We start from the raw sequence: 26,057 nt of genomic DNA, 5'->3' as shown, positions 1-26,057 counted from the left end.
AATGATTTCTACAAAACATAAGGTGACACTACTTACGGTAACACCTGCGGTCATGCTGCTCTTTGTCCACCTGGGAGCCTTCGCACAAACCAAGCGAGAGCAGGTGCATCATATGTCGCATCAGGTAATGCCCTTCGACATGTCTAAAACTATTCACGTGTTCAAAATGACGGATTCAGGTGGCGTCCAAAAGGTTTTGGTGAGGAACACAGAAGAAACTGAACAAATCTTACTTATTCGGCAACATTTAGAGCACGAAGCGCAAATGTTTAAACACGGAAATTATTCAGACCCAACAAAATTACATGGCGCTGACATGCCTGGAATTGCGAAACTTAGCGCTAATCCCTCAAAAGTTAACGTGTCATATTCAGAACTTCCTGAAGGTGCACAGATCACCTTTGAAACTAAAGAGTTAAGTATGGTCACCGCAATACATAGATGGTTTGGTGCTCAGCTTTCCGAGCATGGAGCTGATGCAAAATCGGAATGATGGATACAGATAAGGCATAATGCGAGTTTGTTTTCGAATGTGTTTAAGTACGCATTAAATTGATTTTAGATACTCGGTATCTGTTCTCGTTGACCAATTATTGCCTGCGTTTATTATTATCCTAACGGCTTTTAGCGGGGGAAGTGTATTGAAAATCTGTCACCTTTCGGATCTCCACTTGGAATTCGGTTCAATGGAAGTACCTCAATCTGATGCCGATGTGATAGTACTGAGCGGCGATATTCACATAGGGACTCAGGGTATCGATTGGGCTTCGCAGTTTGATGTGCCCGTGATTTATGTTCTGGGCAACCACGAAGCCTATGGAGCTTCTCTAGATTCACTGATAGGTCAATGTCGCGTTAAAGCGAACCAATATGAGAATGTCCATTTATTAGAAAATGACAGTATCGTTATCGAAGGCGTTCGTTTTCATGGATGCACGTTATGGACAGATTTTTGTCTCGATGGCAGCACCGATGTTTCAATGAAGATAGCAGAAGGTCGAATGAATGACTTTAAGCAAATTCTTTATCATGGAAATGTTTTTACTCCCCAAGATAGCCAAAGCCTCCACCGTGAATCGAGACGATGGCTCTATCATTCTGTAAAGCAGTCGCCAGAGCAAAAAAACGTCATTGTTACCCACCATCTTCCATCAAGAAGTCTGATTCAGGTAGAGTACCTCGGAAGCCCACTCGGCCCTGCTTTTGCGTCACACTGTGATGAGTTTGAAAGTATTGCGAATAAAATTGCAGTTTGGTGTTACGGGCACAATCATGATTGCAATGAACAAATAGACTTCGGCATAAACTTCCATACAAATCAACGTGGATACGTTGAACATGAGTTAGTTTCTGGTTTTGACCCTCAAAAAATAATTACTATTGATACAAAATGAATCGGGAGCAAGCCTGTGATTATCAAGTATTGTGATCACATTAAATGACGATCTTCGCTAATGCGTTTTTGTCCAGAAACGTGTTTCAGCGGATGTTCAAGACAGCGTGGATGGTCAAGGTAAGCGAACTACGATTACTGGTCACTCCTCTGGAGTCGCGATCGGCAGAGTATTCGCCGACTATATTGAGTGAAAGTATCCAAAAAGAATTAAACGCGTAGTGACATTCGGGCAACCAGCCATTGGGGATTGGAGGTTTAAACAGCATTATTGTTTGGGGCACAAAACCTACCGTGTCTGCTGCGATATCGACATTGTCACCTTCATGCCGCCAGTACCGTTTGTTTCTTGGCATGTAGGGAAAACATTTTGGACAATCAACAAACACTAGCCACAAGCTTAATTCTCATTTTTAATACTTCCTCATCAAATACGTGTTGATCTAACACCTCTGCGCTCTTGCCTTAAAAAATGGCACGCAAAACTGTAAACCAAGTGTTCACCTGTACACGTAGTACATCTACAAAATGCAATGCTTTAACTCTATCCCAACCTATTGAAGTTAAATGTATATTTTCAACTCCGACGAATATCGCATAACACCAGGCTAACAAACTGTTCACCCATGGCAATATGAAACACTCCGCTTTAAAAATATTTTATTTACATATCAGACAGATAGGTTTTGGTTTATTTATTGCTTTCATGTGTGCAACTGACAGCGAGTTCCAGTCTTAAACGTTGTACTCACAACTCTGGATGAAGCTGTCTTGGGACGGGGGTAAAAAAGTTTAGTGTGTTCAATGATGCCGGATCCAGTGTTGGCATCAGTGAATACTCACATAGCCCTTTTATCAACTTTCAATGAAAAAGAAGGTAGATGATGGAACATTTAATAAATAGCCGACATAAAAGGTTGCTCAAAGATGAAATTCAAGGAGTAACTTTATGAAATCGTATACTAAACTTTCGGACGCAGCAGCAAGTCCGAGAACATTGGTGAGTGGAACGCTAGTAGCCGCTGCGTTGACCGCTTTTTCTCTCTCTTTTCCCGCATTCGGTTTTATCGAACCACCTAATACCGTCAATCTAACTCATGAGGCCTGTCGTAACAATGGTGATATTGTCTTGCCTAATGGCGACGATAACTTCATTTGTCCTGATGCCGCCTATACCACTGGTAATTTAGGTAAAGGCTGGAATGAACTCGACCTTGTGCCCCACAGAATCACGCTCAGAAATGGTAACAGTAATGGCAATATTACTTATAACCTTCGAGCTGCAGCGAACAATATAGATCAAGGTAAGTTAGGATATGATGCCTTTTCTCCTGCTGATGATATTGTTGTCATCGGGGATTGTACGGTATCTACAGCCTTCAATGATCCACTGCAACCGTGGGGCATCACTAATGAAAACCTTAATGGGGCAGATCAAAGCCTGTTCCAGGAGTTTGAAATCACCCAAGGCCCAAATACCTCTTGTGAAATTAACTTTTATTATCGCCTTGCGGTGGGTGCCAACGAATATCCAGGCTCATCATTGCAATCCTACCTTGCAGATCAGAGCGTATTTCAAGGTGGCCTTCGCACTATTTCACTTCCTGTAAAAGAAATACTGCCGCAAGATATCAGTAAAGACATGGATGCTAGGCAAGATACCGACTTTACTTGGAACCTTACCAAGGAATCAGACAAGGCCAGTATCAACCTCGGCGATACTTGTGATGTCGAAAATCCTGCATCTAAGGATGTGGCCATCAAGCTAAAATGGCAACTTCTTGAGGGGGTCCCTGGCAAGGTAACGGTGAAAACCAACATCACCTTAACCAACCCAGCCAGTCGCCCTATCGATGTTGATGTCACCGATGTTATTCGCGGTAACCTTGGCGGTGGAATAATCGATCTAGATATCAAAAACTTTAATACCGTCACTGTACCTGCCAATACCACGCTGCCACTAACAGTGCATATGTATATAGCTGAGTCTGATGTCACAGAGTTAATGGATATCGCCACTGCCACCTATACAGACCAAGCAACAGGTATTCCTGTGCCTGGAGAAACAGTCGCGGAGTTTGATCTTACTACCGATGGTTTGGGCATTCAGCCAGGGGCTTCGACCAATACTACGGCCGTCGTCACCGATGAAGAATACATCACAGGTAATTATTTGCAGTACAGTGCTGGCAGTACGGCAAGTGGCAGTGCAACAGGTAATTTCACCGTTGACGGACTCGAGTACACCTTTAATACTCTGCTAAACAAAATGTCACCTAACCTACTGTGGACATCTGGTACTCAGCCAGAGGCGCCTGCAACCTGTACTATCGCGGGTGAATGTTTTGTCACTATTAACAAAACGGTTTCTGTTACCCAAAGACCTATCGTGACCAGTGGTACTTTGTCGGATCAAGCACTCTTAGTTGCAAGTGATGGCTTTAGCGTAAGTTCGCCTACTTCAGGTCCACTTAACATTGAAATTACATCTGGTGCTTTAGTGGATTACAGCATTAAAGGCACCTTCCAAGATGATATATTACAAGGCAACGAGGAGGTCACCTGTCAGGTTGTGGTGAAAAACAGCAGCAATGAGGTGGTGTTAGACACAGATTACACTTTTAAAGAGGGTCAATTAGAGATAGATAAAACCTTTGAAAATATCCTTCCCGACAAATACGCTGTCACTGTCGGTCCCTGTGATCCTAATATCTTCCAAGCAGACTTTGATCCAACTACTCCTGAGCTTGATGCAACGACCACGATAGATCTTACTCTAGGTCCTGACTCAACCTTGGATGATTGTAGTAAAGGCGTAGTCTTCATTGCACGTACGTCTGTACCTCTTGGGGCTGTTGCAGAGGTTAATAAGGTAACGGAGCCTGCTGGTTTGGAAGATGACTGGACGATGACTTTACAAGGTCCTGGCCTACCTGATGAAGGCCTATCTCTCGTAACCAGCGATAACGATGCTGTTGCGTTTGAACGATTCCAGAAAGATCTAGCAGACTTCTTGTTGCAAGAGGGCACATATACCATCACGGAAACCCTGAAAGAGGGCTGGACACAAGTGAGTGCCGTCGGTGATTGTGAGTTTACTATCAACTATCCTGCCGATTACGGCTTAGTGAAAAAATGTGAATTTACTAACCGAAAACTAGGAACAGTGATCATCAATAAAGAAACCCTACCTGATGGAGATACAGCCACAGCCTTTGCCTTTACTGATGATATCTCTGAACCTAATACCTTCGAACTCATGGATGATGGTACCAAAACCTTCTTGAATATTGCTCCTGGTGAATACACTGTCGCTGAAACCGATCCTAATCCCGATTATGATCTCAGTGCGCTGGTATGTACCGACGATGCAACCCAAGAAGGCTACAACGTGCTTGACTCTGGTGTCGATGTCGCCAACCTCACAGCAACCATTAACTTAGATGCAGGTGAAACGGTTGAATGTACCTTTACCAATACCAAACGCGGTATGGCGATGGTCAACAAATTAACCGACGGTGTTGCCAATACCAGTATAAATTGGGTATTCACGTTAAGCGGCCCTGAGGTCAATGCTAGCGACCAAACGATCCCTCAATCTGGCCCAGCCGATACCTTGCTTGACTTTAATAATGCCAAGTTGATTCCTGGTGAAACTTATCGTCTCTGTGAAGTCGATATCCCTGTTTCTTGGACAACGGTTTGGACTGTGGGTGATGTAACGATTCCTAAGGTACTAGATAATGCCGATCCTGATCTCCTCTCAGGTGAAAACTACAGCCCTGTGTTTAACCCTAACTATGTTGCAACGGGAGAAGCTGATAACTCCACCTTGTGTGTGAAATTTGTTGTTGAGCCAGGTCAGACTCTATCGTTTGAAGTCAATAACATCTCACCACCAGGAGGTGATCAACGTACTATCGGTTATTGGAAAAACTGGAACACCTGTAGTGGCGGTAGACAGCAGTTCAAGGCTGCAGATAATGGCTTCTTCTTGTTAGAAGATGCACTACCACTCACTATTGGTAACCTAGTTGTGAGTACTTGTGACGTTGGCCGTAGCTTGTTGGATAAACGAGATATCTACAGTGGGAAAAAACGTGCGGGTGATCCTGCTTATGGTTTAGCTGCACAGCTTCTCGCTGCTAAAGCGAATGTAGCTGTTGGTGCTGGTACTTGTGCTGCCGCTACCAATGCAATAGCAGAAGCTGATGGATTACTCGAATACATTGAATTTGAAGGTAAAGGCGATGAGCTTAAGAAAGGTAATCGTCAGCTTAAGACCCAAGCCAATGACTTAGCAAGTAAACTGGATGATTACAACAATGGATTGCTATGTCCGTAATCTGAGTTAAAGGCTCATATGAGTAATGCCAGTCAGTTATGCTGACTGGCATTTTTCTTATTGAACGGCTGAATAAAACACACCTACCCTAGCTTTGATAAATAAGGAAGATTGAACTCTTGATTAGTGGTTTTGTCATACCCTTGATAATTAATTAAAAGCTAAATTAGCAAAATCACTGACTCATAAAGGTCCAATAACGGCTTAGCTCAAGTCGCGACATTAACGTCCATGACCAACTGTTCTTGTTTGCATTATAAGTGTCCCTATATGTGGGTCAGCGACTATCCATTGACCCACTCAACTTAATATTTCATTATCTATGAATGACTAATGTTATTTTCTGGGATGAAATGATGAAAAAACCTCGTCATTCGAAGAGGCTTTGGTTAGGGGGCAAAGCTAATTATAACTTTTCTTATGCACTCTGCTTTCGGTAAAAGTCGCGCATGGTTTTTATAAACAATGAGCGCACCTTATTGATTGAATGGGTCTTTTTGGTGATCGCCATTATTTCTACATAATAGTGTCTTGTATCTGGGGCGATCGGCACTAGTTCTCCATTATCGACATAGGGCTTGGCGTAGTTTTCTGGCAAGTAACCAATAAATCTGGACGAGAGTATCAACGCCATTCGAGATTCATAGTTATACGCCGTGGCTTTTAAGTTCATTTTAGATAAAGGAGAGTGGAGGAGCTCCTGTGGCTTTAATCCTGCGTAAACGACAGGGAAGCCGTTGATGATGTCCTCAGAAAGCTCTTTCTCGGAAAGTTTGGCAAGCGGGTTATCTTTGCTGGCATAAAGGTAACAAATATCGGTATAGATGTGTTCGTATTCCAAGCCATCAAGCTCACGGTGAAAAGGGATAAAACCGATATCGGCTTCTTCTTGCAGCACTTTGCGTTCTATTTCCGTCATACGAGCTACTTCGGCCGTTAGGTAAACTTCTTTGGCGATGCTGGAGAAGTTACGGATCACTTCAGGCATCTTCGCCCTATTATCCAAACTTATGTTATCGCTAAATAGCACTTCTAAGCTGCCAGACGGTTGAATGTCGAGATGGTTAATGGTGTTACGAAAGTCCTCCAGCTCCCCCAGTAGCTTTACTGTTGCCTCGTAGACTACGGCGCCTTCTTCCGTTAAAGCAAACCCGGATCGTCCACGACGACATAAGACAAGATTTAATCGAGATTCGAGATTAGATATATGAATACTGATTGTAGAGCGGCTCACGTTGAGCTCAGTTTCTGCAGCGGAAAAACCACCGCAATCAGCGACGACTTTAAAAATTTTCAGTTGTTTTATTTCGTAGTCACCAATGTGACCAATAGGTACGGCGTTTCTGGTCATTGTTTTATGCTCGTAAAACTTTATGTTTATCGAGGAATATTTATATGCCTCAATAGATTGTTATCATTAGGTTAAGTTCCATCGCTATTTTGCGCGATTTGGCTTTTTATATCTTTGACATTGTTAATGTTTATAACAGTAGGAATAGAACTAATGACAGATTTGATCTTATCCCGTGGTTTTATCAATGGGGAGTGGGTTGAAGCGCACGATGGCAAGCAAGTCGATGTAATAAACCCATCCACAGGTGCGTTAATTACTTCTGTCCCTGATATGGGGAAGGAAGAATCGGAAGCCGCTATCATGGCCGCTCATTCAGCATTTAAAGAATGGCGCACTACCACCGCGAAACACCGTGCTGGATTACTTAAAAAGTGGTTCGATTTAATTATCGAAAACGCAGAGCAACTCGCTAAGATACTTACGACAGAGCAAGGTAAGCCATATAAAGAGGCTTATGGTGAAGTGCTTTATGGCGCGTCGTTTATTGAATGGTTTGCCGAAGAAGCGAAGAGAATGTACGGCGATGTGATTCCGTCAGGCAATCCAAATAACCGCTACATGACTATCAAGCAACCTATTGGTGTCGTTACTGCTATTACGCCATGGAACTTTCCAGTCGCAATGATCACTCGTAAAGTTGGCCCAGCCCTGGCTGCGGGTTGTACTGTCGTGATTAAGCCGGGTGAAGACACACCGCTATGTGCGTTAGCAATGGTAAAACTTGCCGAGCAAGCGGGTATACCAAAAGGTGTGGTTAACGTTGTGACAACTTCTCGTCCTGCTGAAGTCGGCGATGTACTGTGTTGCCACCCTTTAGTAAGCAAAATCTCTTTCACAGGATCAACGGCTGTTGGAAAGCTCATTCTTCGTCAAGCCGCTGATACGGTCAAAAAAGTGTCTTTAGAACTCGGTGGCAACGCGCCATTTATTGTTTTTGATGATGCAGATATTGATAAAGCGGTTTTGGGTGCCGTGATTTCTAAATACCGTAATGCAGGGCAAACCTGTGTCTGCACCAACCGATTCTACATCCATGATGCCGTGTACGATGAGTTCATGGATAAATTCACTTCAGCAGTGAAAGCACTCAAGATAGGTGATGGTTTAGTCGAAGGTACTGAGATCGGTCCGCTAATCAATCAAAAAGCGTTTGAAAAAGTATCGAGTTTGGTAGAAACAGCAATAGAGCAAGGCGCGACGTTAGCGTTAGGTGGCCAGGGGCTGGAGAACGGTCAGCAGTTTTATCAGCCAACCATTCTAACCGAAGTGACTGAAGCGATGGATATTGCTCATCAGGAGCTGTTTGGTCCGATTTCAACCATCTTCCGATTTAATGACGAACAGGATGTGATTCGTCGTGCCAACGACACGCCATATGGCTTAGCAGCTTATTTCTATACACGAGATCACAGCCGCGTATGGCGCATGAGTGAAGCGCTTGAGTATGGGATTCTTGGTATCAACGAAGGCATTATTTCGACGGAAGTTGCGCCATTTGGTGGTGTGAAGGAGTCGGGATGTGGGCGTGAAGGTTCTAAATATGGCATTGAAGACTATTTGGAAATCAAATACCTATGTCACGGAATTTAACGAGTCCTCCACTCAATGTGAGAAACGCTCAGTCTTTATTTTAAATGATTTACCCTAAGCAGTTCTTTTCCATATATTTGATAAAAATATTTTGCAGCACTTCGAGTGCTGCTTTTTTTTGTTTTAAAAACAGGTAATTCACCGTGATGTTGTTATCCCATCTCATTGGTTTGATGGCTGTAAAACTTTAGGTGAAAAAATATGAATTTAACGAATGTGATTAAAACGTAACAATGCTTAACGTGACTGTAACAAGGAGTGACGAGTCACTTCTCATTGTTTCTGGCTGAGTCAGAGCAAAAAATAATCCAAGGAGAAAGTTTATGTTTAAAAACTTAGGAAAGCTGAACAAAGGAAGCCTGGCAAAGATTGTTGCTGCTTGTTCTCTTGCAATTTCAAGCACTTTATTCACGGTTCCTCAAGCGTTTGCAGCTGAACATAATTGGCGTTTTGTAAACCTATACCCACGTGGTACGGCATACGGTGAAGTGTACAAAGACTTTGCTGATAACATTGAAGCGATGTCAAACGGTCGTATTTCTGTTCAGGTCATGTACTCAGGTGAAGGTGTAGGGCAAACGGGTGTTCTTGGCTCAGTAAAATCAGGCTTGATAACAATGGGCGCTCCTTTCCAGCCAATGCATGCTGGTGAATTCCCAGCGGGTGTTGTGGAAGTTGGTTTGCCAGGTATGACCGATGATGTTGGTGAACTTAGCGCGCTGTTTCATGAAAAAGGCTGGGGAGAAGTCCTGGAAGAAGCATATGACAAGCAAAACCTAGTTTGGCTTGAACCTTACATCCAGCTACCCGTTTATGTCCTAACGAAAGAACCAATCAATTCTATTGAAGATTTCCAAGGTCTGAAGATTCGTGCTCCTGGTGCATACGGCAAATTCTTACGCAATTTGGGCGCATCTCCTGCGTCACTCTCTTACAACGAAATTTACACCAGTTTAGCAACGGGCGTTATTGATGGCTCGATCGGCAGTAATATTATTGACCACCGTGACGGTAACCACGTTGAAGTAGCGAAATACATGTACCGCCTGCCAATTGCTGGCGCGCAAACTTTACCGATTGTGGTTAACAAGGGTGCATGGAACAAACTATCTGACGATTTGAAAGCGATTGTTCGAGCGGCAAGTTCTGTTCATGCCCGTGAGCAGATGACTAAATCTCGTCTTTGGGAATCACAAGCTATCGCTGAAATGGAAGCGAAAGGTATGAAGTGGAGCCCTGAGCCGAGCGAGCAAGACAAAGCGAAATGGAACGAAAGTGCAGGCTCACTTTGGAAAGAATATGCAGATTCTGACAAGTACAGCCAGCGCCTAATTAAGATCGTTCAAGACACCCAATAACGCACTTTAGATGATTTCGCTGGGGGAATCTCTCCGGTTGAATCAGCACTTAAGGGGGAAATGCCTTCCCCCTATCTCTTTCACATTGTTATAGGTGATGTCTATGTTGATTAGAGTATTAAAAATCTACTGTCGCGGTATTAATCAGATAATTTATTGGATTGGCCTTTCTGCCTCCATCTTAATGCCTGTTCTCGCTGCTACCGTTGCCTTCGAAGTCTTTTCTCGTTATGTGCTCGGCAGTCCAACTATTTGGGCGTATGACGTTTCACTTTTCTTATTCGGGTATATAGCGGCGTTGGGTGGGGCACTGGCTCAACAAAATAAAGCTCATATTAATGTGGATGTGCTGTACCTGTCGGTATCTAAGCGTGTCCGTTCGTTATTTAACCTTGTGTCTTATTCATTGGCCATATTCTTTCTCTGTGTGGTTTTAATGATGGCACTGGGCAAATTTGAAGAAGCTATCGAGTTTAATTATCGTCGCCAGTCTGAGTGGGCGCCTTCTATGGCACATTTCTGGGTGATGATGATCGTCGCGTGTGGGGCGTTTATCGTGCAGTTTACCAGCGACATTATTCAAGACCTTTACTACCTGGTAACAGGTAAAGCGCTTATCGAACAAGTTCCTGAAGAACGTGAACAAAAAGAGACACTAGTAGACTCAGCGGAGGTCATATGAGTATTGAAGTTCTTACGCTGTTATTGGTCGGTTGTATTCTATTTACCTTTGCTCTAGGTGCTCCAGTCGGCCTTGCTTTGGGCGGAATTGCGATGGGGATAGGTTACCTTACTTGGGGTGAAGGTATCTTCAACCTGGTTCCAACAACCATTGAGAGCAACTTTTTTAGTTTTATTCTGCTGGCCATTCCTCTGTATATCTATATGGGACAATTGCTGACCCGTTCCGGAATTGGCGACGCGATGTTTAACGCCAGTCAAATGGTTATTGGGCGTATTCGCGGCTCACTTGCGGTGAGTGTGATCGGGGTGTGTTCCATGATTGGCGCTATGGTCGGTATTATCGGGGCAGGGATCATGACGTCAGGTAGCATTGCGTTAAAACCAATGCTCGAGCGTGGCTATGATAAAAGGCTGGCTCTTGGTGTCATAATGGCTGGTGGTGGATTGGGAATTTTGATCCCACCGAGCATACCGATGATTATGTACGCAGCGACGACACAAAACTCGGTCGGTCGTATGTTCTTAGCAGCAATCATTCCAGCTATTATCTCTATCGTTTTGCTGATGTCTTACGTGATCATTAGCTGCAAGCTTAATCCGAAAAAAGCACCGCTAGGCACGGGCAGTGAAAGCAAAATGACGGGTAAAGAGAAATTCACGACGGCACGTGATGGTCTTTTTTCTCTGCTACTGATCGTGGCGGTATTGGGCAGCATTATTACTGGTATTGCTACGCCAACAGAGTCGGGTGCTATCGGGGTTGTTGGCGCGATCATACTTGCGATTGTTTTTAAACGATTCCGTTTCGAGATGTTCAAATCATCAGGGTTTGAAACTGCAATGCTGGTCAGCGTGTCGATGTGGATCATTTTAGGCGCGTCGCTTTTTAGTAACTTCCACATGTTAAGTGGGGTGCAAAATATGGTGGCGCAAATCACTGAGGATTTGGGCTTACCGCCTTGGGGTGTGATTATCTTAATGCAGGTGATCATGTTACTGCTTGGCTTCATTATTGATGAATTGATCATCGTTTTGATGTGCGCGCCGTTGTTTACGCCTATCGTCGTGTCTCTGGGTTATGACCCGATCTGGTTCGGTATTTTGATGATCCTAAACATCGAAATCGCAGTGCAAACGCCGCCTTATGGTTTCGCGCTGTTTTATCTGAAAGGAATTTCACCTCCTGGCGTCAGTATGATGGACATCTATCGCTCGATTCTTCCGTTTATCGCTCTAAAGCTGTGCGTATTGATTCTGTGCATGATGTTCCCTGAAGTGGTGATGTGGTTACCAAACACAGTGATGGGAGTAAATTAATATGAGCCTCAAGCGAATTCTAATGCCAGTTGACCTTTCGTATCCTGATGTAGTGAAAAAAGAGGTCGACATGGCGCTTAAGCTGATAGACGAACAAGGTTTCATCGACATGTTGTATGTCGATGATGCACGGGTGCATCACAGTATGGTACCGACTGCATCTGGAAGTGCTTTTTCAGCTCAACATCAAAGTGCCTTTGATTGTGTGCAGACGATGTTAGAAACCTACGTGCCAAAACAACATCGTGGCAAAGCGATTGTTCGTAATGGTGTGGTGTTTGATGAAGTGTTGCTGCAAGCCAAATATTCTCAAGTGGATGCCATTGTTATGGCATCTGCAAATCCGAATTTTCGCTCATATTGCTTAGGTTCTAATGCCGCAAAGATAGTTCGCCATTCTCACTGTTCAGTGTTTGTGGTGAAAGGCGATCCTACTTAACGATTCTTCGCGTTTAGCTAACGCATACAACAATAAATAGAAACTAAAGTCGCCAAAGGGAATCATTCCTGGCGGAGGTATATGTACAACTCAAGGAATACAAAAATGACTAACCAACAACTACACGAGAGAAGAAATCAGGTATTTTCTAACGGTATGGGCGCACTTTACCCACTGTATGTTGCCAAAGCTGAAAACGCCCTAATCTGGGATGTGGAAGGCAATAGATATATCGATTTTGCGGCGGGTATTGCGGTAAACAATACGGGTCACGCCAACAAGCGTATTACTGAGGCAGTAAAAGCACAGTTAGATAACTTTTCTCATACCTGCGCTTTGGTGACACCTTATGAATCGTTTGTAGAGTTGGCAGAGAAGTTAACTCAAATCGCACCGGGCGACTCAGAAAAGAAAGCGATTTTCCTGACTACAGGCGCAGAAGCCGTGGAAAACGCGGTAAAAGTGGCTCGTGCACACACTGGTCGTAGCGGCGTGATTGCATTTAAAGGTGCTTTCCATGGTCGTACTAACCTGACGATGGCACTAACGGGTAAAGTTGCGCCGTACAAAGCGAGTTTTGGTCCGTTCCCTGGCGAAGTCTTCCATGCACCGTACCCGAACGAGTTCCACGGTGTATCTGTAGAACAGAGCTTACAAGCACTTGAGGACCTATTTGCTTGTGATATCGAAGCAGCACGTGTTGCGGCGATCATTTTCGAACCAGTACAAGGTGAAGGCGGATTCTACCAAGCGCCAGTTGCCTTCGCGCAAGGCTTACGTGATATCTGTGATAAATATGGAATCATGTTGATTGCAGATGAAATCCAAGCGGGTTTTGCACGTACGGGTAAAATGTTTGCAACTGAGTACTTGGGTATCGAACCAGACATGGTGACCATGGCAAAAGGCATTGCTGGTGGCTTCCCAATTTCAGCCGTGGTTGGTAAAGCTGACGTTATGGACTCAGCACCAGCAGGGGGCCTTGGTGGTACTTATGCTGGCTCTCCGATGGGCTGTGTTGCTGGTCTGGAAGTGTTAAAGATCATTGAAGAAGAGCAGTTGTGTGCAAAAGCGATCGGTATTGGTGAAGTTGTTAATGCACGTATGACCAAGCTACAAGAGACGGTTCCACAAATCGGTCAGGTACGTACGATTGGCGCGATGATGGCAATCGAGTTCACTGATCCGGAATCTGGCAAGCCACTACAAGATCTTACTAAGGCAATCATTAGCAAGGCGCAAGAGAATGGTGTGATATTGCTTTCTTGTGGCGTAAAAGCGAACGTAATTCGTCTTCTTCCAGCACTGACCATCGAATCTGAAATACTAAGCGAAGGCTTGGATAAACTAGAGAAAATCATCAAAGAACTGGTTTAAGTTGCTCAAATTTCTGAGCTCTTTTTATTCAGTTCAAGAGAGGCAATAGTATAAAAAAGCCCCATCGTGAGATGGGGCTTGGGTTATGGAGCACGGTATAGACAAGTATTGTAGATTACAACTTTTCCTGGATTCGTTCTGCGTACCAGTTGATGAAATCAATAACACCAAACTCAAAGGTTTCCGAGTAAGGTCCTGGCTCGTAACTTAGCGAGTTGATACCACGTTGGTTCTCTTCGCCAAGTCGACGATCTTGTTCGTTTGTTGCGTCCCAAACACGACGCAGGTTTTCCGGATCGTAATCCACACCTTCAATCGCGTCTTTGTGAACAAACCACTTAGTCGTTACCATCGATTCTTGCGCTGAGATTGGCAGAACTCGGAATACGATAAAGTGATCACTTTGCATGTGGTTCCACGAGTTAGGCAGGTGCAAAATACGCAAAGAACCTAACTTATCATTCTTGATACGACCCAGCATTTTCTTCGAACCAGCCGAACCATCGATGGTCATTACAGACGTCCCTTCTTTCAAAGGCATACGCACCAGGCGGTTTCTGCGACCGTATTTTTTATGCTCGTGCGGGATAGATTCTGCATCCCACTCTGCAGCCATACGCTCGTAGTAGTCTAAGAATTCTTTTGGAGCACGTGGATCGTTCGTGTCATCCCACTCCAGAAGTGTGTTTAGCAGTTCTGGGTGGCTACCGCTGCAGTGGTAACATTCACGGTTGTTTTCTAGAACAAGTTTCCAGTTCGCTTTTTCATACATGTTCGACTCAACGGCAAGCTTGGTGTTCTCAACGTCGTACGGTTCCATGTATTCTTCAAGTGTCGCCAGGAACTCATCAAAATCTGATTCTGGTGGTTGTTCACCAAGGCAGATAAAGATAAAGCCACCCGCCGTTTTGCAGTGAACAGGTTTAAGTTTGTGCTTCTGCATATCAAACTCATCGCCCATCTCAGTGCCAGCGAATAGCAAGTTACCTTTCGTATCGTATGTCCACTGGTGATAAGGACAAACTAAGTTGGCCACTTTCCCTCTGTGTTCCAAGCAAATACGAGAGCCGCGGTGACGACACGTATTGTGGAACGCGTTGACTTGTCCATCAGCGTCGCGGACGATAAGGACAGGGCTTTGCGCGATCTCTACCGTAAAGTAGTCACCTTTTGACGGTATTTCACTCGTCATGCCAACGAATAACCATTCCTTCTGAAAGATCTCTTCGACATCAATTTTGAATAGAAGTGGATCGTTATATAACGGACGTGGTAGTGAATAATTAATACGACGCTCTTCGAGCATTTTTTTCATTTCTGCTCGTGCTACTTCTAAGCTCGAGTAACTGATGTTGAGAATATCGTTTTGTGTCATTGTCTATCTTCTTCTAGAAAATGTGGACGATACGCCCTACTAGGGGGCTTCCATGCGTTTTTGGCCAACAGCCTTACTAAAAGTGGGTAAATGTTTGGCTCGCAGATATCCTGCCATTATTGGCATGTTAAGAAGTGGTCTAAATGCGACATTGAGTGAGCCTATTTGAGACACGCAATAAACTATTTTCCCTTACGTGACCGTTTTGGATAACTCCGTGTCGTTAATGGATAACTCGAATAGTCAATAATACCCAAAATAAGCACAACCCATGGAGGGAATCCACCAAATACACCGTTGCGGAGAAGCCGGATATGAATACCCCAATGAACTCTCTAGCCACCAGTGGCTCTTTTATACCTGTTGAAACTCAAATTTGGGATAACGGTCGTCACGCAGTTCGTTGCGTAAAAACCATTCAAGAAACTTGGGACACCAAAACTTTTTGTTTTATGGCTGAACAGCCGACCATGTTTTTCTTTAAGCCTGGCCAATTTGTCACGCTTGAGCTTGAAATCGAAGGTGAGCAAGTTTTCCGCTCTTATACCATTTCGAGTTCGCCTTCAGTCCCTTACAGTTTTTCGATCACGGTAAAACGTGTTCCGGGTGGATTTGTGTCTAACTGGATCCACGACAACCTGGAAGAAGGTTCTGAACTGGCAGTTCATGGACCAGTTGGGGCATTCAATAGCATCGACTTCCCGGCAGAGAAAGTACTTCTGCTATCTGGTGGGGTAGGTGTAACGCCACTCATGTCTATGGCTCGCTGGATTTATGATACCAATAGCGACGTTGATGTGACTTTCGTGCACAGTGCTCGAACGCCACGCGACATCATCTTCCATCGTGAGCTTGAATTTATGTCATCTCGCATCTCCAATTTCCACTTGCATCTGATTTGTGAGCGTTTGGAGTCAGGACAAAACTGGTCGGGATACCGTGGGTATTTAGATGACATCAAACTATTAATGATCACACCTGATCTGCATGAACGCGAGATTTTCTGTTGTGGTCCAACGCCATACATGCGCGCGGTAAAATCTATCCTTGTCAAACTAGGTTTCAACATGGAGCACTACCATGAAGAAGCATTTGGTGAGGCTCCAGCTGGCGTAGAAGAACAAGCGGTTCAAGATGCTGAAATTGCAGCAGAAGAAGCGGAACTATTGACTGAAAGCGATTTAATCGAAGTCATGTTTACCGAAAGCGACAAGCAAGTTCAGGTTGCGCCGGGTGAAACCGTCCATGCTGCCGCAGCTAAAGCAGGGCTTACTATTCCAAAAGCTTGTGGTATGGGTATTTGCGGTACATGTAAAGTTAAGAAAGTCAGTGGTGATGTTGAAATGAGCCACAACGGTGGTATCACTGATGAAGATGTCGCAGACGGCTACATTCTTTCTTGCTGTAGTGTTCCTAACGGAAACGTTGTTATCGAATGCTAATCAATTAGCAGAAAATTATTACCTTAATTTCAGTGCTTAATTCAAACAATAAGTGGTTATAAATTTATTTTATAAAATTTATTGCGCTCATTTATTTGAATTAAGGACTGAAGCCCTGCGCTCTAAATATCATTGTTAATAAATGTATTAATAGTGATATTTTGGAATATGGACAAGGAGGTGTATATACAAATAGTCATTGATTTTTATCGGGATTTTGGCAGAGCGCAAGCTCTGCTTTTTTTATTTAAAAATAAATTAAATGATGTCGCAAATCCGCAGATTTTGTCGTATTTACGCAAGCGCAATATTACGAATTAATTACTATTGAGTTGTCGATTAGGTTTTCATTGTAACGATTTTGAATTCAATGTCGTGCGGCAAACCTGATGCCTAAACAGGGAAGCGAGATTCCAGTATCAAGGAGAAGATATGTTTAACACTACTCAAAACATCGAAGCGTACGACAGTGAACTATGGTCGGCGATTGTAAAAGAAGAACAGAGACAAGAAGACCACATTGAGCTGATTGCTTCTGAAAACTACACCAGCCCACGAGTGATGCAAGCTCAAGGTAGTAAACTAACCAATAAATACGCTGAGGGTTACCCGGCAAAAAGATACTACGGTGGCTGTAAATTCGTTGATGAAGTAGAAGTATTGGCGATTGAACGTGCAAAACAACTGTTCGGTGCGGAATACGCGAACGTACAACCACACTCAGGGTCACAAGCAAACGCTGCCGTGTACATGGCTCTTTGTGAACCAGGTGACACAGTACTAGGCATGAGCCTTGCTCACGGTGGTCACTTGACTCACGGTTCGCACGTTAACTTTTCAGGCAAAATTTACAACGCTGTTCAATACGGTCTAAACGCTGAAACGGGCGAAATTGACTACGAACAAGTTGAACAACTAGCTCTTGAGCACAAGCCTAAAATGATCGTTGCTGGTTTCTCAGCATACTCACGTGTCGTTGACTGGCAACGTTTCCGCGATATCGCGGACAAAGTTGGCGCTTACCTATTCGTTGATATGGCGCACGTAGCGGGATTAGTTGCAGCTGGTGTTTATCCAAACCCAGTACCTTTCGCGGATGTTGTAGCAACCACAACACACAAAACGCTACGCGGTCCACGCGGTGGTTTGATTGTTTCTCGCGACGCTGAACTAGAGAAAAAGATCAACTCTGCTGTTTTCCCTGGTGGTCAGGGTGGCCCTCTAATGCACGTGATTGCGGCAAAAGCAGTAGCGTTTAAAGAGGCGTTAGAGCCAGAATTCGCTGAATACCAGAAACAAGTTGTGGCTAATGCTCAGGTAATGGCGAAAGTATTTATCGAGCGTGGTTTCGACGTTGTATCGGGTGGTACAGACAATCACTTATTCCTGTTGAGCCTAATCCGTCAGAAATTGACAGGTAAAGCGGCAGACGCAGCACTTGGCATGGCGGGTATCACCGTAAACAAAAATGCTGTACCGGACGATCCACAATCTCCATTCGTTACTTCAGGCCTGCGCATTGGTACGCCAGTGATTACAACGCGTGGTTTCGGTGAAGCGGAATGTGAAATGCTAGCAGGTTGGATCTCAGACATTCTTGATGTCCTTGATGACCCGCAAGCGCTGGCAAGCACGATTGAAGTCGTAGGAAGCAAAGTGCAGTCACTATGCCGTGATTTCCCTGCATACCAATAGAAAACGGTATTTGACTTTAGCTGAAATGAAGGAATAGACAAATGCAGCATTATTCAGGTTTTGGTCTACTTAAACACTCTCTTTCCCATCACGAAAATTGGCAAAGTGTCTGGCGCAATCCTACGCCTAAGAAAAAGTATGACGTCATTATTATTGGTGGCGGTGGTCATGGATTAGCGACCGCTTACTACTTGGCAAAACAACATGGCATTACTAATGTTGCTGTCATTGAAAAAGGTTATTTAGGTGGTGGTAATACCGCGCGTAATACAACCATCGTTCGTTCTAACTACTTGTGGGATGAAGCTGCATTTCTATATGAACACTCGCTGAAATTATGGGATGGTTTATCACAAGACCTGAACTACAACGTGATGTTCTCTCGTCGTGGCTGTCTCAATCTGGGACACACGCTGCAAGACATGCGTGATATCGAACGTCGTGTTGCAGCAAACCGTCTGAACGGTATCCAAGGTGAAGTACTTGATACACAACAGGTTAAAGAACTTGTTCCGCATATGGATTGTTCTGAGAACACTCGTTACCCAATCCTTGGTGCGTCATGGCAGGCAAACGCTGGTGTTGCGCGTCACGATGCCGTTGCATGGGGCTTTGCTCGCGGTGCAGACAGCATGGGTGTTGATCTGATTCAGCAAACTGAAGTGGTCGACATGATCATCGAAGATGGCGCGATTGTTGGTGTGAAAACGAACCGTTACGGCAGCATCATGGCTGACAAAGTGGGTTGTGTGGTTGCAGGTAACTCAGGCGTGCTAGCGAAAATGGCTGGCTTCGAAATGCCATTAGAGTCTCACCCTCTGCAAGCGTTGGTATCAGAGCCGATTAAACCAATTCTGGACACCGTTGTGATGTCGAACCACGTACACGGTTACGTCAGCCAATCAGACAAGGGTGACTTGGTTATCGGTGCAGGTATCGATGGCTACAACGGTTACGGTCAGCGCGGTTCTTACTCGACGATTGAGCATACCGTACAAGCGATTGTTGAAATGTTCCCAATCTTCTCCCGTGTACGCATGAACCGTCAGTGGGGTGGCATTGTTGATACAACAGCGGACGCTTGTCCAATCATGACCAAAACACCGGTTGAAAACTTATTCTTCAACTGTGGTTGGGGTACGGGTGGATTTAAAGCGACTCCAGGGTCAGGCAACGTATTCGCAGCCAGCTTGGCTAAAGGCGAAATGCATGAACTGGCTAAACCTTTCTCAATGTTCCGCTTCAACAATGGTGCATTGATCGACGAACACGGTGCTGCGGGCGTAGCGCACTAACAGGAGAAGAATTATGTTTCTGATTTATTGCCCTCACTGCTGTGAGTATCGCGAAGAAGAAGAGTTCCACCCAAAAGGTCAAGCTCACATTACACGTCCAGTCGATGCGGACAGCTGCACAGATGAAGAATGGGGCCAATACCTATTCTTCCGTAAGAACCCAAGAGGCCTTCACCACGAAATGTGGGTGCACTCAGCGGGGTGTCGCAAGTTTTTCAATATGACGCGTGATACACAGACTTACGAAATTAAAGAAGTCTACAAGATTGGAGAGCAACCTTCACTGGCTGCAGAGTAAGGAGTGTTAAGGATGACACAAGTAAATCGTATTTCATCACAAAGTCGAGTTGACCAGTCGAAGTCAATCAATTTTGAATTCAATGGTAAGTCGTACCCAGGCTACGCGGGTGACACACTGGCTTCAGCGCTATTGGCAAATGGTGTTGATGTTGTTGGCCGTAGTTTTAAATACAGTCGTCCTCGCGGCATCATCGCAGCAGGTGCAGAAGAGCCAAATGCAATCTTCCAGCTTGGTGCGACAGAAGCGACGCAGGTTCCTAACATTCGCGCGACTCAGCAAGAGCTTTACGATGGTCTTGTTTGTCAGTCAACCAATGGCTGGCCGAATGTTGATAAAGATGTAATGGGCGTTTTAGGTAAAGTCGGCGGCGGCATGATGCCTCCAGGCTTTTACTACAAAACCTTCATGTACCCAAAATCAATGTGGGAAACCTACGAAAAATACATTCGTAGCGCTGCGGGATTAGGTCGCTCACCACTAGAGAACGACCCAGACCGTTACGAAAACATCAACCAACACTGCGACGTTTTAGTCGTTGGTGCTGGCCCTGCAGGTCTAATGGCTGCATTAACAGCAGCACGCAGCGGTGCTCGCGTAATTCTTGCAGACGAACAAAGTGAGATGGGCGGCAACCTACTTAACACGAAAGAACAAGTAGATAACCGACCAGCGACTCAGTGGGTGCAAGAGGTTCTGGCTGAGCTGGAAGCATGTCCGGAAGTGAAGTTACTACCTCGCTCAACTGTGAACGGCTACCATGACCATAACTTCTTAACTATCCACGAGCGTTGTACTGATCACCTGACGGATCTTGCGCCCAAGCATACTGCTCGTCAGCGTTTGCATCGCGTTCGTGCGAAATGGGTAGTGTTGGCATCAGGCTCTCACGAGCGTCCACTTGTATTTGGTAACAACGATTTACCAGGCAGCATGCTTTGTAGCGCAGTATCTACATACATCAACCGCTACTCAGTGGTACCAGGTCAAAGCCTTGTGGTTATGACGACGAACGACAGTGGCTACCAGACAGCATTGGATTGGCATAGCGCAGGTCGTAAAGTTAAAGCGGTTGTTGATACCCGAGCAAATGCGGACAGTGCAATCATCCAGAGCGTGATTAAAGCGGGAATCCGTGTCATCAAAGGCTCTGCGGTTGTTGAAGCGCTGGGAAGCAAGCGTGTGACTGGCGTACGTATTAACAAACTCGATGCGAGCGGTAAGAAAGTTGAAGGCTCAAGCGAGACAATACAAGTAGATACGGTTGCAACATCTGGCGGCTACAGCCCAGCAGTGCACCTATCTTGTCACACAGGCAGCCGTCCAGTATGGAACGAAGAAGTTATCGGTTTTGTTCCAGGTGAAACAAAACAGAAGCAATTGATTGCAGGTGCGATTAACGGCAATTTCACCACTAAAGGTGCGATGCAAGAGGGTATTGAAGCGGGTAATAAAGCGATTCAAGAACTAGGTCTGAGTGCAGTGGATGTTACGCTTCCAAAGACTAATGAGTTACCAGTCGCGAAACCAATGGCATTGTTCCATATTCCGCACCCTAAAAAGACGTCGAAAGCACCGAAACAGTTTGTGGATTTCCAAAACGATGTAACAGCGGCTGGTATTGAACTGGCATGTCGTGAAGGTTTTGAGTCAATCGAACACGTTAAACGTTACACAGCGATGGGCTTTGGTACTGACCAAGGTAAGCTAGGTAACATTAACGGTATGGCTATCGCCGCTAACGCGCTGAACAAGTCAATTCCAGAAACAGGTACGACGATTTTCCGTCCAAACTACACGCCGGTTACCTTTGGCGCGATTGCGGGACGTAACTGTAAAGAGCTGTTTGACCCTAAACGTTACACCGCAATGCATCAGTGGCACTTAGACAATGGCGCATTGTTTGAAGATGTTGGTCAATGGAAACGTCCATGGTACTTCCCTAAAGCGGCAGAGACCATGCAACAAGCTCTCGACCGTGAGTGTCTCGCAGTACGTAACTCTGTCGGCATTCTGGACGCATCAACACTTGGTAAGATCGATATTCAAGGTAAAGACGCGCGTGAATTCTTAGGCCGTATTTACAGTAACGCTTGGGCAAAACTGCCTGTTGGTAAATGTCGCTACGGTTTGATGTGTGGCGAAGACGGTATGGTGTTTGACGATGGTGTAACGTCATGTCTTGGCGAAAATCACTTCTTAATGACTACCACAACTGGCGGTGCTGCACGCGTACTTGAGTGGCTTGAGCTTTACCATCAAACAGAATGGCCGGAACTGGAAGTGTACTTTACTTCGGTTACCGATCACTGGGCGACAGCAACAATTTCAGGTCCAAACAGCCGCAAGCTGCTTCAAGAGCTGACAGATTGCGATCTAAGCAAAGATAACTTCGCGTTTATGGACTGGAAACAAGCTACGGTTGCTGGTGTACCAGCGCGTATCTTCCGTATCTCTTTCACTGGCGAACTGTCATTCGAAATCAACGTTCAGGCAAACTACGGCCTACACGTTTGGAAGAAGTTGATGGAACACGGTGCGAAATACGACATCACGCCTTACGGTACTGAAACTATGCACATCTTGCGTGCAGAAAAAGGTTTCATTATCGCAGGTCAGGATACAGACGGAAGTGTTCACCCTTACGATTTAGGTATGGGATGGTGTGTCGCGAACAGCAAACCATTCAGCTTTATCGGTAAACGAGGCATGGCACGTGAAGACTGTGTAAGAGAAAACCGTAAACAACTGGTTGGCTTGAAAACCATCGACCCGAATGTCGTTATTCCTGAAGGTTCACAAGGTGTTCTCGATCCAAATGCGCCGATTCCTGTGCCAATGGTTGGACATATTACGTCTAGCTACTGGAGTGCAAACCTGAATCGCAGTATCGCGATGGGCTTTGTAAAAGGTGGTCTGGACCGCATGGGCGAAAAGGTTTACTACCCACAAGTAGACGGTAGCGTGATTGAAGCTGAAATCTGCAGCACTGTATTTTTGGATCCAAAGGGAGAGCGCCAAAATGTCTGATACAACATTGATTGAACAAGAAAACAAACAACCATTGGTTGACCTAATGAACCAGGTTCCTGGTGGAGAAATTTTCGGTGAATCTCCTTTGCATCATGCAGAGTTCGATAAATTGGCAAGTATGCCGCCAGATCGTCAAGGTGTGGTTCTTAAAGAAGTGAAGTTGATGGGGCATCTAACATTACGATGCAACCCAGAAAATGAAGAAATGCTCAAAACAGTGTCTTCAATTCTTGGCTTCTCACTACCACTTGAACCGTTGACATCAACGTCGAAAGGCGACTTTGCCGCTCGTTGGTTAGCGCCGGATGAATGGTTGATTACGGTTCCAGGACTAGCAGCATTTGACGTGGAATCAGCGTTTCGTGAGCAAATGAAGGGTCATTACTCTCTGGTTAACGGTAGCGGCGGTTCAACGATTCTGGAGCTCTCTGGTACTCATGCTGTTGATGTTCTGAAAAAGTCGACGCCGATTGATGTTCACTTGAAGGAATTCCCAGTTGGCAAAGTTGTGTCAACCGTATTTGCGAAAAGTGGCGCGATCATTCGTCGCCTTGAAGAAGATAAGTTCGAGTTGGTTGTTCGCCGTAGCTTCTCTGACTACCTATGGTTGTGGATTCAAGATGCAAGCCTAGAGTTTGGTCTGTCGATCGCTAAGTAAAGAGCTAGCTAAGTTGTAATCGAGCCGGTACGGGATGTACCGGCTATACCATGAGTAGAGGGAACTATGGAAAATTCAACACAAACTTGGATTCTTACCGCACATTGTCCGAGTGTAAGCGGCACTGTTGATGTCGTTACGCGTTATTTGGCGAGCGTTGGTCATTACATCAATGAAATCCAGTCTTTTGATGACAGAGCAACAGGGCAGTTTTTTATTCGTATTGAGTTTATTCCTGCTGAACCAGATTTTGATCCGCAGCAATTTGACTCAGAGTTTGGTGTAAGAGCGAAAGATTTCTCAATGGAGTGGAATCTGACTGCCTCTGGTCAACGCATGCGTATGGCTATCCTGGTTTCAAAATATGATCACTGTCTAAACGATTTGCTTTATCGCTATCGTACAGGTCAGTTAAATGTTGAAGTGCCGGTTATCATCTCAAACCATCCAGATTTGGAAGACTTGGCGAAGTGGCACGGTATTCCTTACCACCATCTGCCGATTACTCCTGAGACCAAGCCAGAGCAGGAAGCGGAAATTGTTCGCTTGTTAGATGAATACGACATCGAATTGGTCGTACTGGCGCGCTACATGCAAATTCTTTCTCCTTGGCTTTGTGAACGCTTAAGTGGACGCGCAATCAATATCCATCACTCCCTGTTACCAGGCTTTAAAGGCGCACGTCCGTACCATCAGGCATGGGAAAAAGGCGTGAAGATGGTAGGTGCAACGGCTCACTACGTAAACAACGATTTGGACGAAGGTCCGATCATCTCTCAAGGGCTTCAGGAAGTAGGGCATGCTCACTATCCAGAAGATTTGATTGCTAAAGGTCAGGATGTTGAACGAATCACGTTGTTTAATGCTGTAAAACATCATGTTGAGAGACGGGTATTTTTATCCGGTACTCGCACAATTATTCTAAGCCATTGATAGGAGTAGCAAGGGATGTCTATCAGTGTTTTCGATTTGTTTAAAATTGGCGTTGGGCCATCAAGTTCCCATACTGTTGGACCTATGGTTGCCGCCAATCGATTTGCCAATGAGTTAGATGAGTTAAATTTCTTAGAATCGACTCAGCGAATCGTGGTTAAGTTAATGGGCTCCTTGAGTGCGACTGGCGTTGGCCATGGCACGGATTCTGCCATTGTCGTTGGCCTAATGGGAGAGCTACCGGATACCGTTGATACGGCAACGATCCCTGTCATCACACAGGAATTAAAGCAAGGTGGTGACTTATGGCTGAAGAGTAAAAAGCTGGTCCCTTTTGACTGGTCAAACGACATGAAGTTCTTGCGTGAAGTCCATCCTTATCACCCGAACGCAATGGAACTCATCGCCATCGACGAATCCGGTCATACGTTATACCGAAACGTTTATTTTTCTGTGGGCGGTGGCTTCATTTTAGATAAGAAAGAAGCGCTGTCTGAGACCTCTGCAGCGGATTCTGTCGCGCTACCGTATGATTTCAATAGCGGTGAAGAACTTCTCCAGCTATGCCAGAAAAACCAAATGAGTATCAGTGAACTGATGCTGGAAAATGAAAAGGTTTGGCGTTCAGAACAGGAGATCAGAGACGGATTGCTGAATATCTGGTACGCGATGAAGTCTTGTATCTCTAACGGCCTCAGTGCTGAGGGTGTGTTACCAGGCGGGCTAAACGTTAAACGCCGTGCAAAGAAACTATTCGACTCGCTTGTCTATTGTGCCAACCCGAATGTCATTAGCTCCACACTTAGCGGCATGGATTGGGTCAATTTATACGCGTTAGCCGTTAACGAAGAAAACGCGGCTGGTGGCCGAATGGTAACGGCACCGACAAACGGTGCGGCGGGTATCATTCCAGCCGTATTAATGTACTTCAAAGAGTTCACGCCGAATTGCTCTGATGAGCAGGTGGTTGATTTTCTTTTAACGGCCGCTGCGATAGGTATTCTCTGTAAGAAGAATGCGTCTATCTCTGGCGCGGAAGTGGGTTGCCAGGGTGAAGTTGGCTCTGCTTGTGCCATGGCTGCTGCGGGTGTTTGTGCCGTTCTAGGGGGAACGCCACTACAAATTGAAAACGCAGCAGAAATCGGCTTAGAGCATAATCTTGGATTGACCTGTGATCCGGTAGGCGGACTTGTTCAGGTGCCTTGCATCGAACGTAATGCGATCGCTGCAATGAAGGCTATCAATGCAGCTCAAATGGCATTGCGTGGAGACGGAGAGCACTTTGTGTCTCTGGATAAAGTTATCAAAACAATGCGCGATACTGGCCTGGATATGCAGGATAAATACAAAGAAACATCAACAGGTGGCTTAGCTGTTAATGTGATTGAGTGTTGATATTTTCTATCTCTCGTCCTTGGTGTTGACACTCACTTACTAAGCCAAAGAAGACACAGCGGGCTCTGTGTCTTCT

The 26,057-nt window shown here is 45.1% G+C and carries 19 protein-coding genes and 1 pseudogene; 18 read left to right on the top strand and 2 right to left on the bottom strand.

Annotated features, from left to right (window positions below; translation table 11 throughout):
• The first annotated feature begins 1 nt into the window (after position 1).
• The 4 genes and pseudogenes from V1U08_RS03245 to V1U08_RS03230 all read left to right on the top strand — a co-directional run bounded on the left by V1U08_RS03245 (position 2) and on the right by V1U08_RS03230 (position 5,738).
• The gene (locus V1U08_RS03245; RefSeq protein WP_330469906.1) at positions 2 to 493 is read left to right on the top strand and encodes a hypothetical protein; all 492 of its coding nucleotides are present in this window, start codon (positions 2 to 4) and stop codon (positions 491 to 493) included.
• 148 nt (positions 494 to 641) lie between these two features.
• Entirely contained in the window at positions 642 to 1,394 is a 753-nt protein-coding gene (locus V1U08_RS03240; protein WP_330469905.1) for a metallophosphoesterase, read from the top strand.
• Between the two features lie 115 nt (positions 1,395 to 1,509).
• Positions 1,510 to 1,776, top strand: a pseudogene (locus tag V1U08_RS03235) (lipase family protein); the annotation flags it as partial.
• A 566-nt stretch (positions 1,777 to 2,342) separates the two neighbouring features.
• On the top strand, positions 2,343 to 5,738 hold the full coding sequence (locus V1U08_RS03230; RefSeq protein WP_330469904.1) for a prealbumin-like fold domain-containing protein: 3,396 nt from the start codon (positions 2,343 to 2,345) through the stop codon (positions 5,736 to 5,738).
• A gap of 418 nt (positions 5,739 to 6,156) precedes the next feature.
• Here the strand turns inward: V1U08_RS03230 and V1U08_RS03225 are convergent, their stop codons facing one another.
• Positions 6,157 to 7,089 (bottom strand): LysR family transcriptional regulator, encoded by a 933-nt coding sequence (locus tag V1U08_RS03225; protein WP_014234572.1) that lies wholly within the window; start codon positions 7,087 to 7,089, stop codon positions 6,157 to 6,159.
• A 153-nt stretch (positions 7,090 to 7,242) separates the two neighbouring features.
• Here V1U08_RS03225 and V1U08_RS03220 point away from each other — a divergent pair, with 153 nt between their 5' ends.
• From V1U08_RS03220 to gabT, 6 genes are all read left to right on the top strand, one after another.
• Entirely contained in the window at positions 7,243 to 8,682 is a 1,440-nt protein-coding gene (locus V1U08_RS03220) for an NAD-dependent succinate-semialdehyde dehydrogenase (protein ID WP_020335229.1), read from the top strand.
• A 323-nt stretch (positions 8,683 to 9,005) separates the two neighbouring features.
• Entirely contained in the window at positions 9,006 to 10,040 is a 1,035-nt protein-coding gene (locus V1U08_RS03215) for a TRAP transporter substrate-binding protein (RefSeq protein WP_330469903.1), read from the top strand.
• A 103-nt stretch (positions 10,041 to 10,143) separates the two neighbouring features.
• A complete protein-coding gene (locus V1U08_RS03210; RefSeq protein ID WP_330469902.1) occupies positions 10,144 to 10,722 on the top strand; it encodes a TRAP transporter small permease subunit in 579 nt (192 codons plus the stop codon).
• Positions 10,719 to 12,041, top strand: coding sequence for a TRAP transporter large permease (locus V1U08_RS03205; RefSeq protein WP_330469901.1), 1,323 nt, complete (start codon positions 10,719 to 10,721; stop codon positions 12,039 to 12,041). The genes V1U08_RS03210 and V1U08_RS03205 overlap by 4 nt, the downstream gene beginning before the upstream one ends.
• 1 nt (position 12,042) lies before the next feature.
• Positions 12,043 to 12,480: a universal stress protein gene (locus tag V1U08_RS03200; protein WP_330469900.1), complete on the top strand. Its 438-nt coding sequence runs from the start codon at positions 12,043 to 12,045 to the stop codon at positions 12,478 to 12,480.
• 105 nt (positions 12,481 to 12,585) lie between these two features.
• Positions 12,586 to 13,857: a 4-aminobutyrate--2-oxoglutarate transaminase gene (gene gabT / locus V1U08_RS03195; RefSeq protein WP_014234566.1), complete on the top strand. Its 1,272-nt coding sequence runs from the start codon at positions 12,586 to 12,588 to the stop codon at positions 13,855 to 13,857.
• A gap of 115 nt (positions 13,858 to 13,972) precedes the next feature.
• On the opposite strand, the gene V1U08_RS03190 is transcribed toward gabT, so the two are convergent.
• A complete protein-coding gene (locus V1U08_RS03190; protein WP_014234565.1) occupies positions 13,973 to 15,232 on the bottom strand; it encodes an aromatic ring-hydroxylating oxygenase subunit alpha in 1,260 nt (419 codons plus the stop codon).
• 326 nt (positions 15,233 to 15,558) lie between these two features.
• Between V1U08_RS03190 and V1U08_RS03185 the strand changes: the two genes are divergently transcribed.
• The 8 genes from V1U08_RS03185 to V1U08_RS03150 all read left to right on the top strand — a co-directional run bounded on the left by V1U08_RS03185 (position 15,559) and on the right by V1U08_RS03150 (position 25,981).
• The gene (locus V1U08_RS03185) at positions 15,559 to 16,674 is read left to right on the top strand and encodes a hybrid-cluster NAD(P)-dependent oxidoreductase (protein ID WP_020335225.1); all 1,116 of its coding nucleotides are present in this window, start codon (positions 15,559 to 15,561) and stop codon (positions 16,672 to 16,674) included.
• A gap of 432 nt (positions 16,675 to 17,106) precedes the next feature.
• On the top strand, positions 17,107 to 18,369 hold the full coding sequence (glyA, locus tag V1U08_RS03180; RefSeq protein WP_014234563.1) for a serine hydroxymethyltransferase: 1,263 nt from the start codon (positions 17,107 to 17,109) through the stop codon (positions 18,367 to 18,369).
• A gap of 41 nt (positions 18,370 to 18,410) precedes the next feature.
• Complete coding sequence (locus tag V1U08_RS03175; protein WP_330469899.1) at positions 18,411 to 19,664, top strand: sarcosine oxidase subunit beta family protein; 1,254 nt, start codon at positions 18,411 to 18,413, stop codon at positions 19,662 to 19,664.
• A 13-nt stretch (positions 19,665 to 19,677) separates the two neighbouring features.
• Positions 19,678 to 19,962 carry a sarcosine oxidase subunit delta gene (locus tag V1U08_RS03170; RefSeq protein ID WP_014234561.1) on the top strand — a complete coding sequence of 95 codons (285 nt, stop codon included), beginning with the start codon at positions 19,678 to 19,680 and terminating at the stop codon, positions 19,960 to 19,962.
• Between the two features lie 12 nt (positions 19,963 to 19,974).
• The gene (locus tag V1U08_RS03165) at positions 19,975 to 22,992 is read left to right on the top strand and encodes a sarcosine oxidase subunit alpha (RefSeq protein ID WP_330469898.1); all 3,018 of its coding nucleotides are present in this window, start codon (positions 19,975 to 19,977) and stop codon (positions 22,990 to 22,992) included.
• Entirely contained in the window at positions 22,985 to 23,653 is a 669-nt protein-coding gene (locus tag V1U08_RS03160) for a sarcosine oxidase subunit gamma (RefSeq protein WP_014234559.1), read from the top strand. The genes V1U08_RS03165 and V1U08_RS03160 overlap by 8 nt, the downstream gene beginning before the upstream one ends.
• Positions 23,654 to 23,719: 66 nt before the next feature.
• A complete protein-coding gene (purU, locus tag V1U08_RS03155) occupies positions 23,720 to 24,586 on the top strand; it encodes a formyltetrahydrofolate deformylase (RefSeq protein ID WP_014234558.1) in 867 nt (288 codons plus the stop codon).
• Positions 24,587 to 24,601: 15 nt separating this feature from the next.
• The gene (locus V1U08_RS03150) at positions 24,602 to 25,981 is read left to right on the top strand and encodes an L-serine ammonia-lyase (RefSeq protein WP_020335220.1); all 1,380 of its coding nucleotides are present in this window, start codon (positions 24,602 to 24,604) and stop codon (positions 25,979 to 25,981) included.
• Positions 25,982 to 26,057: the final 76 nt, after the last annotated feature.

The sequence above is a fragment of the Vibrio sp. YYF0003 genome, assembly GCF_036350715.1.
In the GTDB taxonomy this organism is placed as follows: Bacteria; Pseudomonadota; Gammaproteobacteria; order Enterobacterales; family Vibrionaceae; genus Vibrio; species Vibrio natriegens.
This window is presented reverse-complemented; position numbering and strand designations above follow the sequence as displayed.

What these genes read in the sequence shown, in the direction of transcription:
- glyA (WP_014234563.1), top strand. Translation starts at nt 17,107, where the DNA reads ATGTTTAACACTACTCAAAACATCGAAGCGTACGACAGTGAACTATGG.
- V1U08_RS03200 (WP_330469900.1), top strand. Translation starts at nt 12,043, where the DNA reads ATGAGCCTCAAGCGAATTCTAATGCCAGTTGACCTTTCGTATCCTGAT.
- V1U08_RS03190 (WP_014234565.1), bottom strand. Translation starts at nt 15,232, where the DNA reads ATGACACAAAACGATATTCTCAACATCAGTTACTCGAGCTTAGAAGTA.
- V1U08_RS03185 (WP_020335225.1), top strand. Translation starts at nt 15,559, where the DNA reads ATGAACTCTCTAGCCACCAGTGGCTCTTTTATACCTGTTGAAACTCAA.
- V1U08_RS03205 (WP_330469901.1), top strand. Translation starts at nt 10,719, where the DNA reads ATGAGTATTGAAGTTCTTACGCTGTTATTGGTCGGTTGTATTCTATTT.
- V1U08_RS03215 (WP_330469903.1), top strand. Translation starts at nt 9,006, where the DNA reads ATGTTTAAAAACTTAGGAAAGCTGAACAAAGGAAGCCTGGCAAAGATT.
- V1U08_RS03230 (WP_330469904.1), top strand. Translation starts at nt 2,343, where the DNA reads ATGAAATCGTATACTAAACTTTCGGACGCAGCAGCAAGTCCGAGAACA.
- V1U08_RS03245 (WP_330469906.1), top strand. Translation starts at nt 2, where the DNA reads ATGATTTCTACAAAACATAAGGTGACACTACTTACGGTAACACCTGCG.
- V1U08_RS03225 (WP_014234572.1), bottom strand. Translation starts at nt 7,089, where the DNA reads ATGACCAGAAACGCCGTACCTATTGGTCACATTGGTGACTACGAAATA.
- V1U08_RS03160 (WP_014234559.1), top strand. Translation starts at nt 22,985, where the DNA reads ATGTCTGATACAACATTGATTGAACAAGAAAACAAACAACCATTGGTT.
- V1U08_RS03175 (WP_330469899.1), top strand. Translation starts at nt 18,411, where the DNA reads ATGCAGCATTATTCAGGTTTTGGTCTACTTAAACACTCTCTTTCCCAT.
- V1U08_RS03170 (WP_014234561.1), top strand. Translation starts at nt 19,678, where the DNA reads ATGTTTCTGATTTATTGCCCTCACTGCTGTGAGTATCGCGAAGAAGAA.
- purU (WP_014234558.1), top strand. Translation starts at nt 23,720, where the DNA reads ATGGAAAATTCAACACAAACTTGGATTCTTACCGCACATTGTCCGAGT.
- V1U08_RS03150 (WP_020335220.1), top strand. Translation starts at nt 24,602, where the DNA reads ATGTCTATCAGTGTTTTCGATTTGTTTAAAATTGGCGTTGGGCCATCA.
- V1U08_RS03210 (WP_330469902.1), top strand. Translation starts at nt 10,144, where the DNA reads ATGTTGATTAGAGTATTAAAAATCTACTGTCGCGGTATTAATCAGATA.
- V1U08_RS03220 (WP_020335229.1), top strand. Translation starts at nt 7,243, where the DNA reads ATGACAGATTTGATCTTATCCCGTGGTTTTATCAATGGGGAGTGGGTT.
- gabT (WP_014234566.1), top strand. Translation starts at nt 12,586, where the DNA reads ATGACTAACCAACAACTACACGAGAGAAGAAATCAGGTATTTTCTAAC.
- V1U08_RS03165 (WP_330469898.1), top strand. Translation starts at nt 19,975, where the DNA reads ATGACACAAGTAAATCGTATTTCATCACAAAGTCGAGTTGACCAGTCG.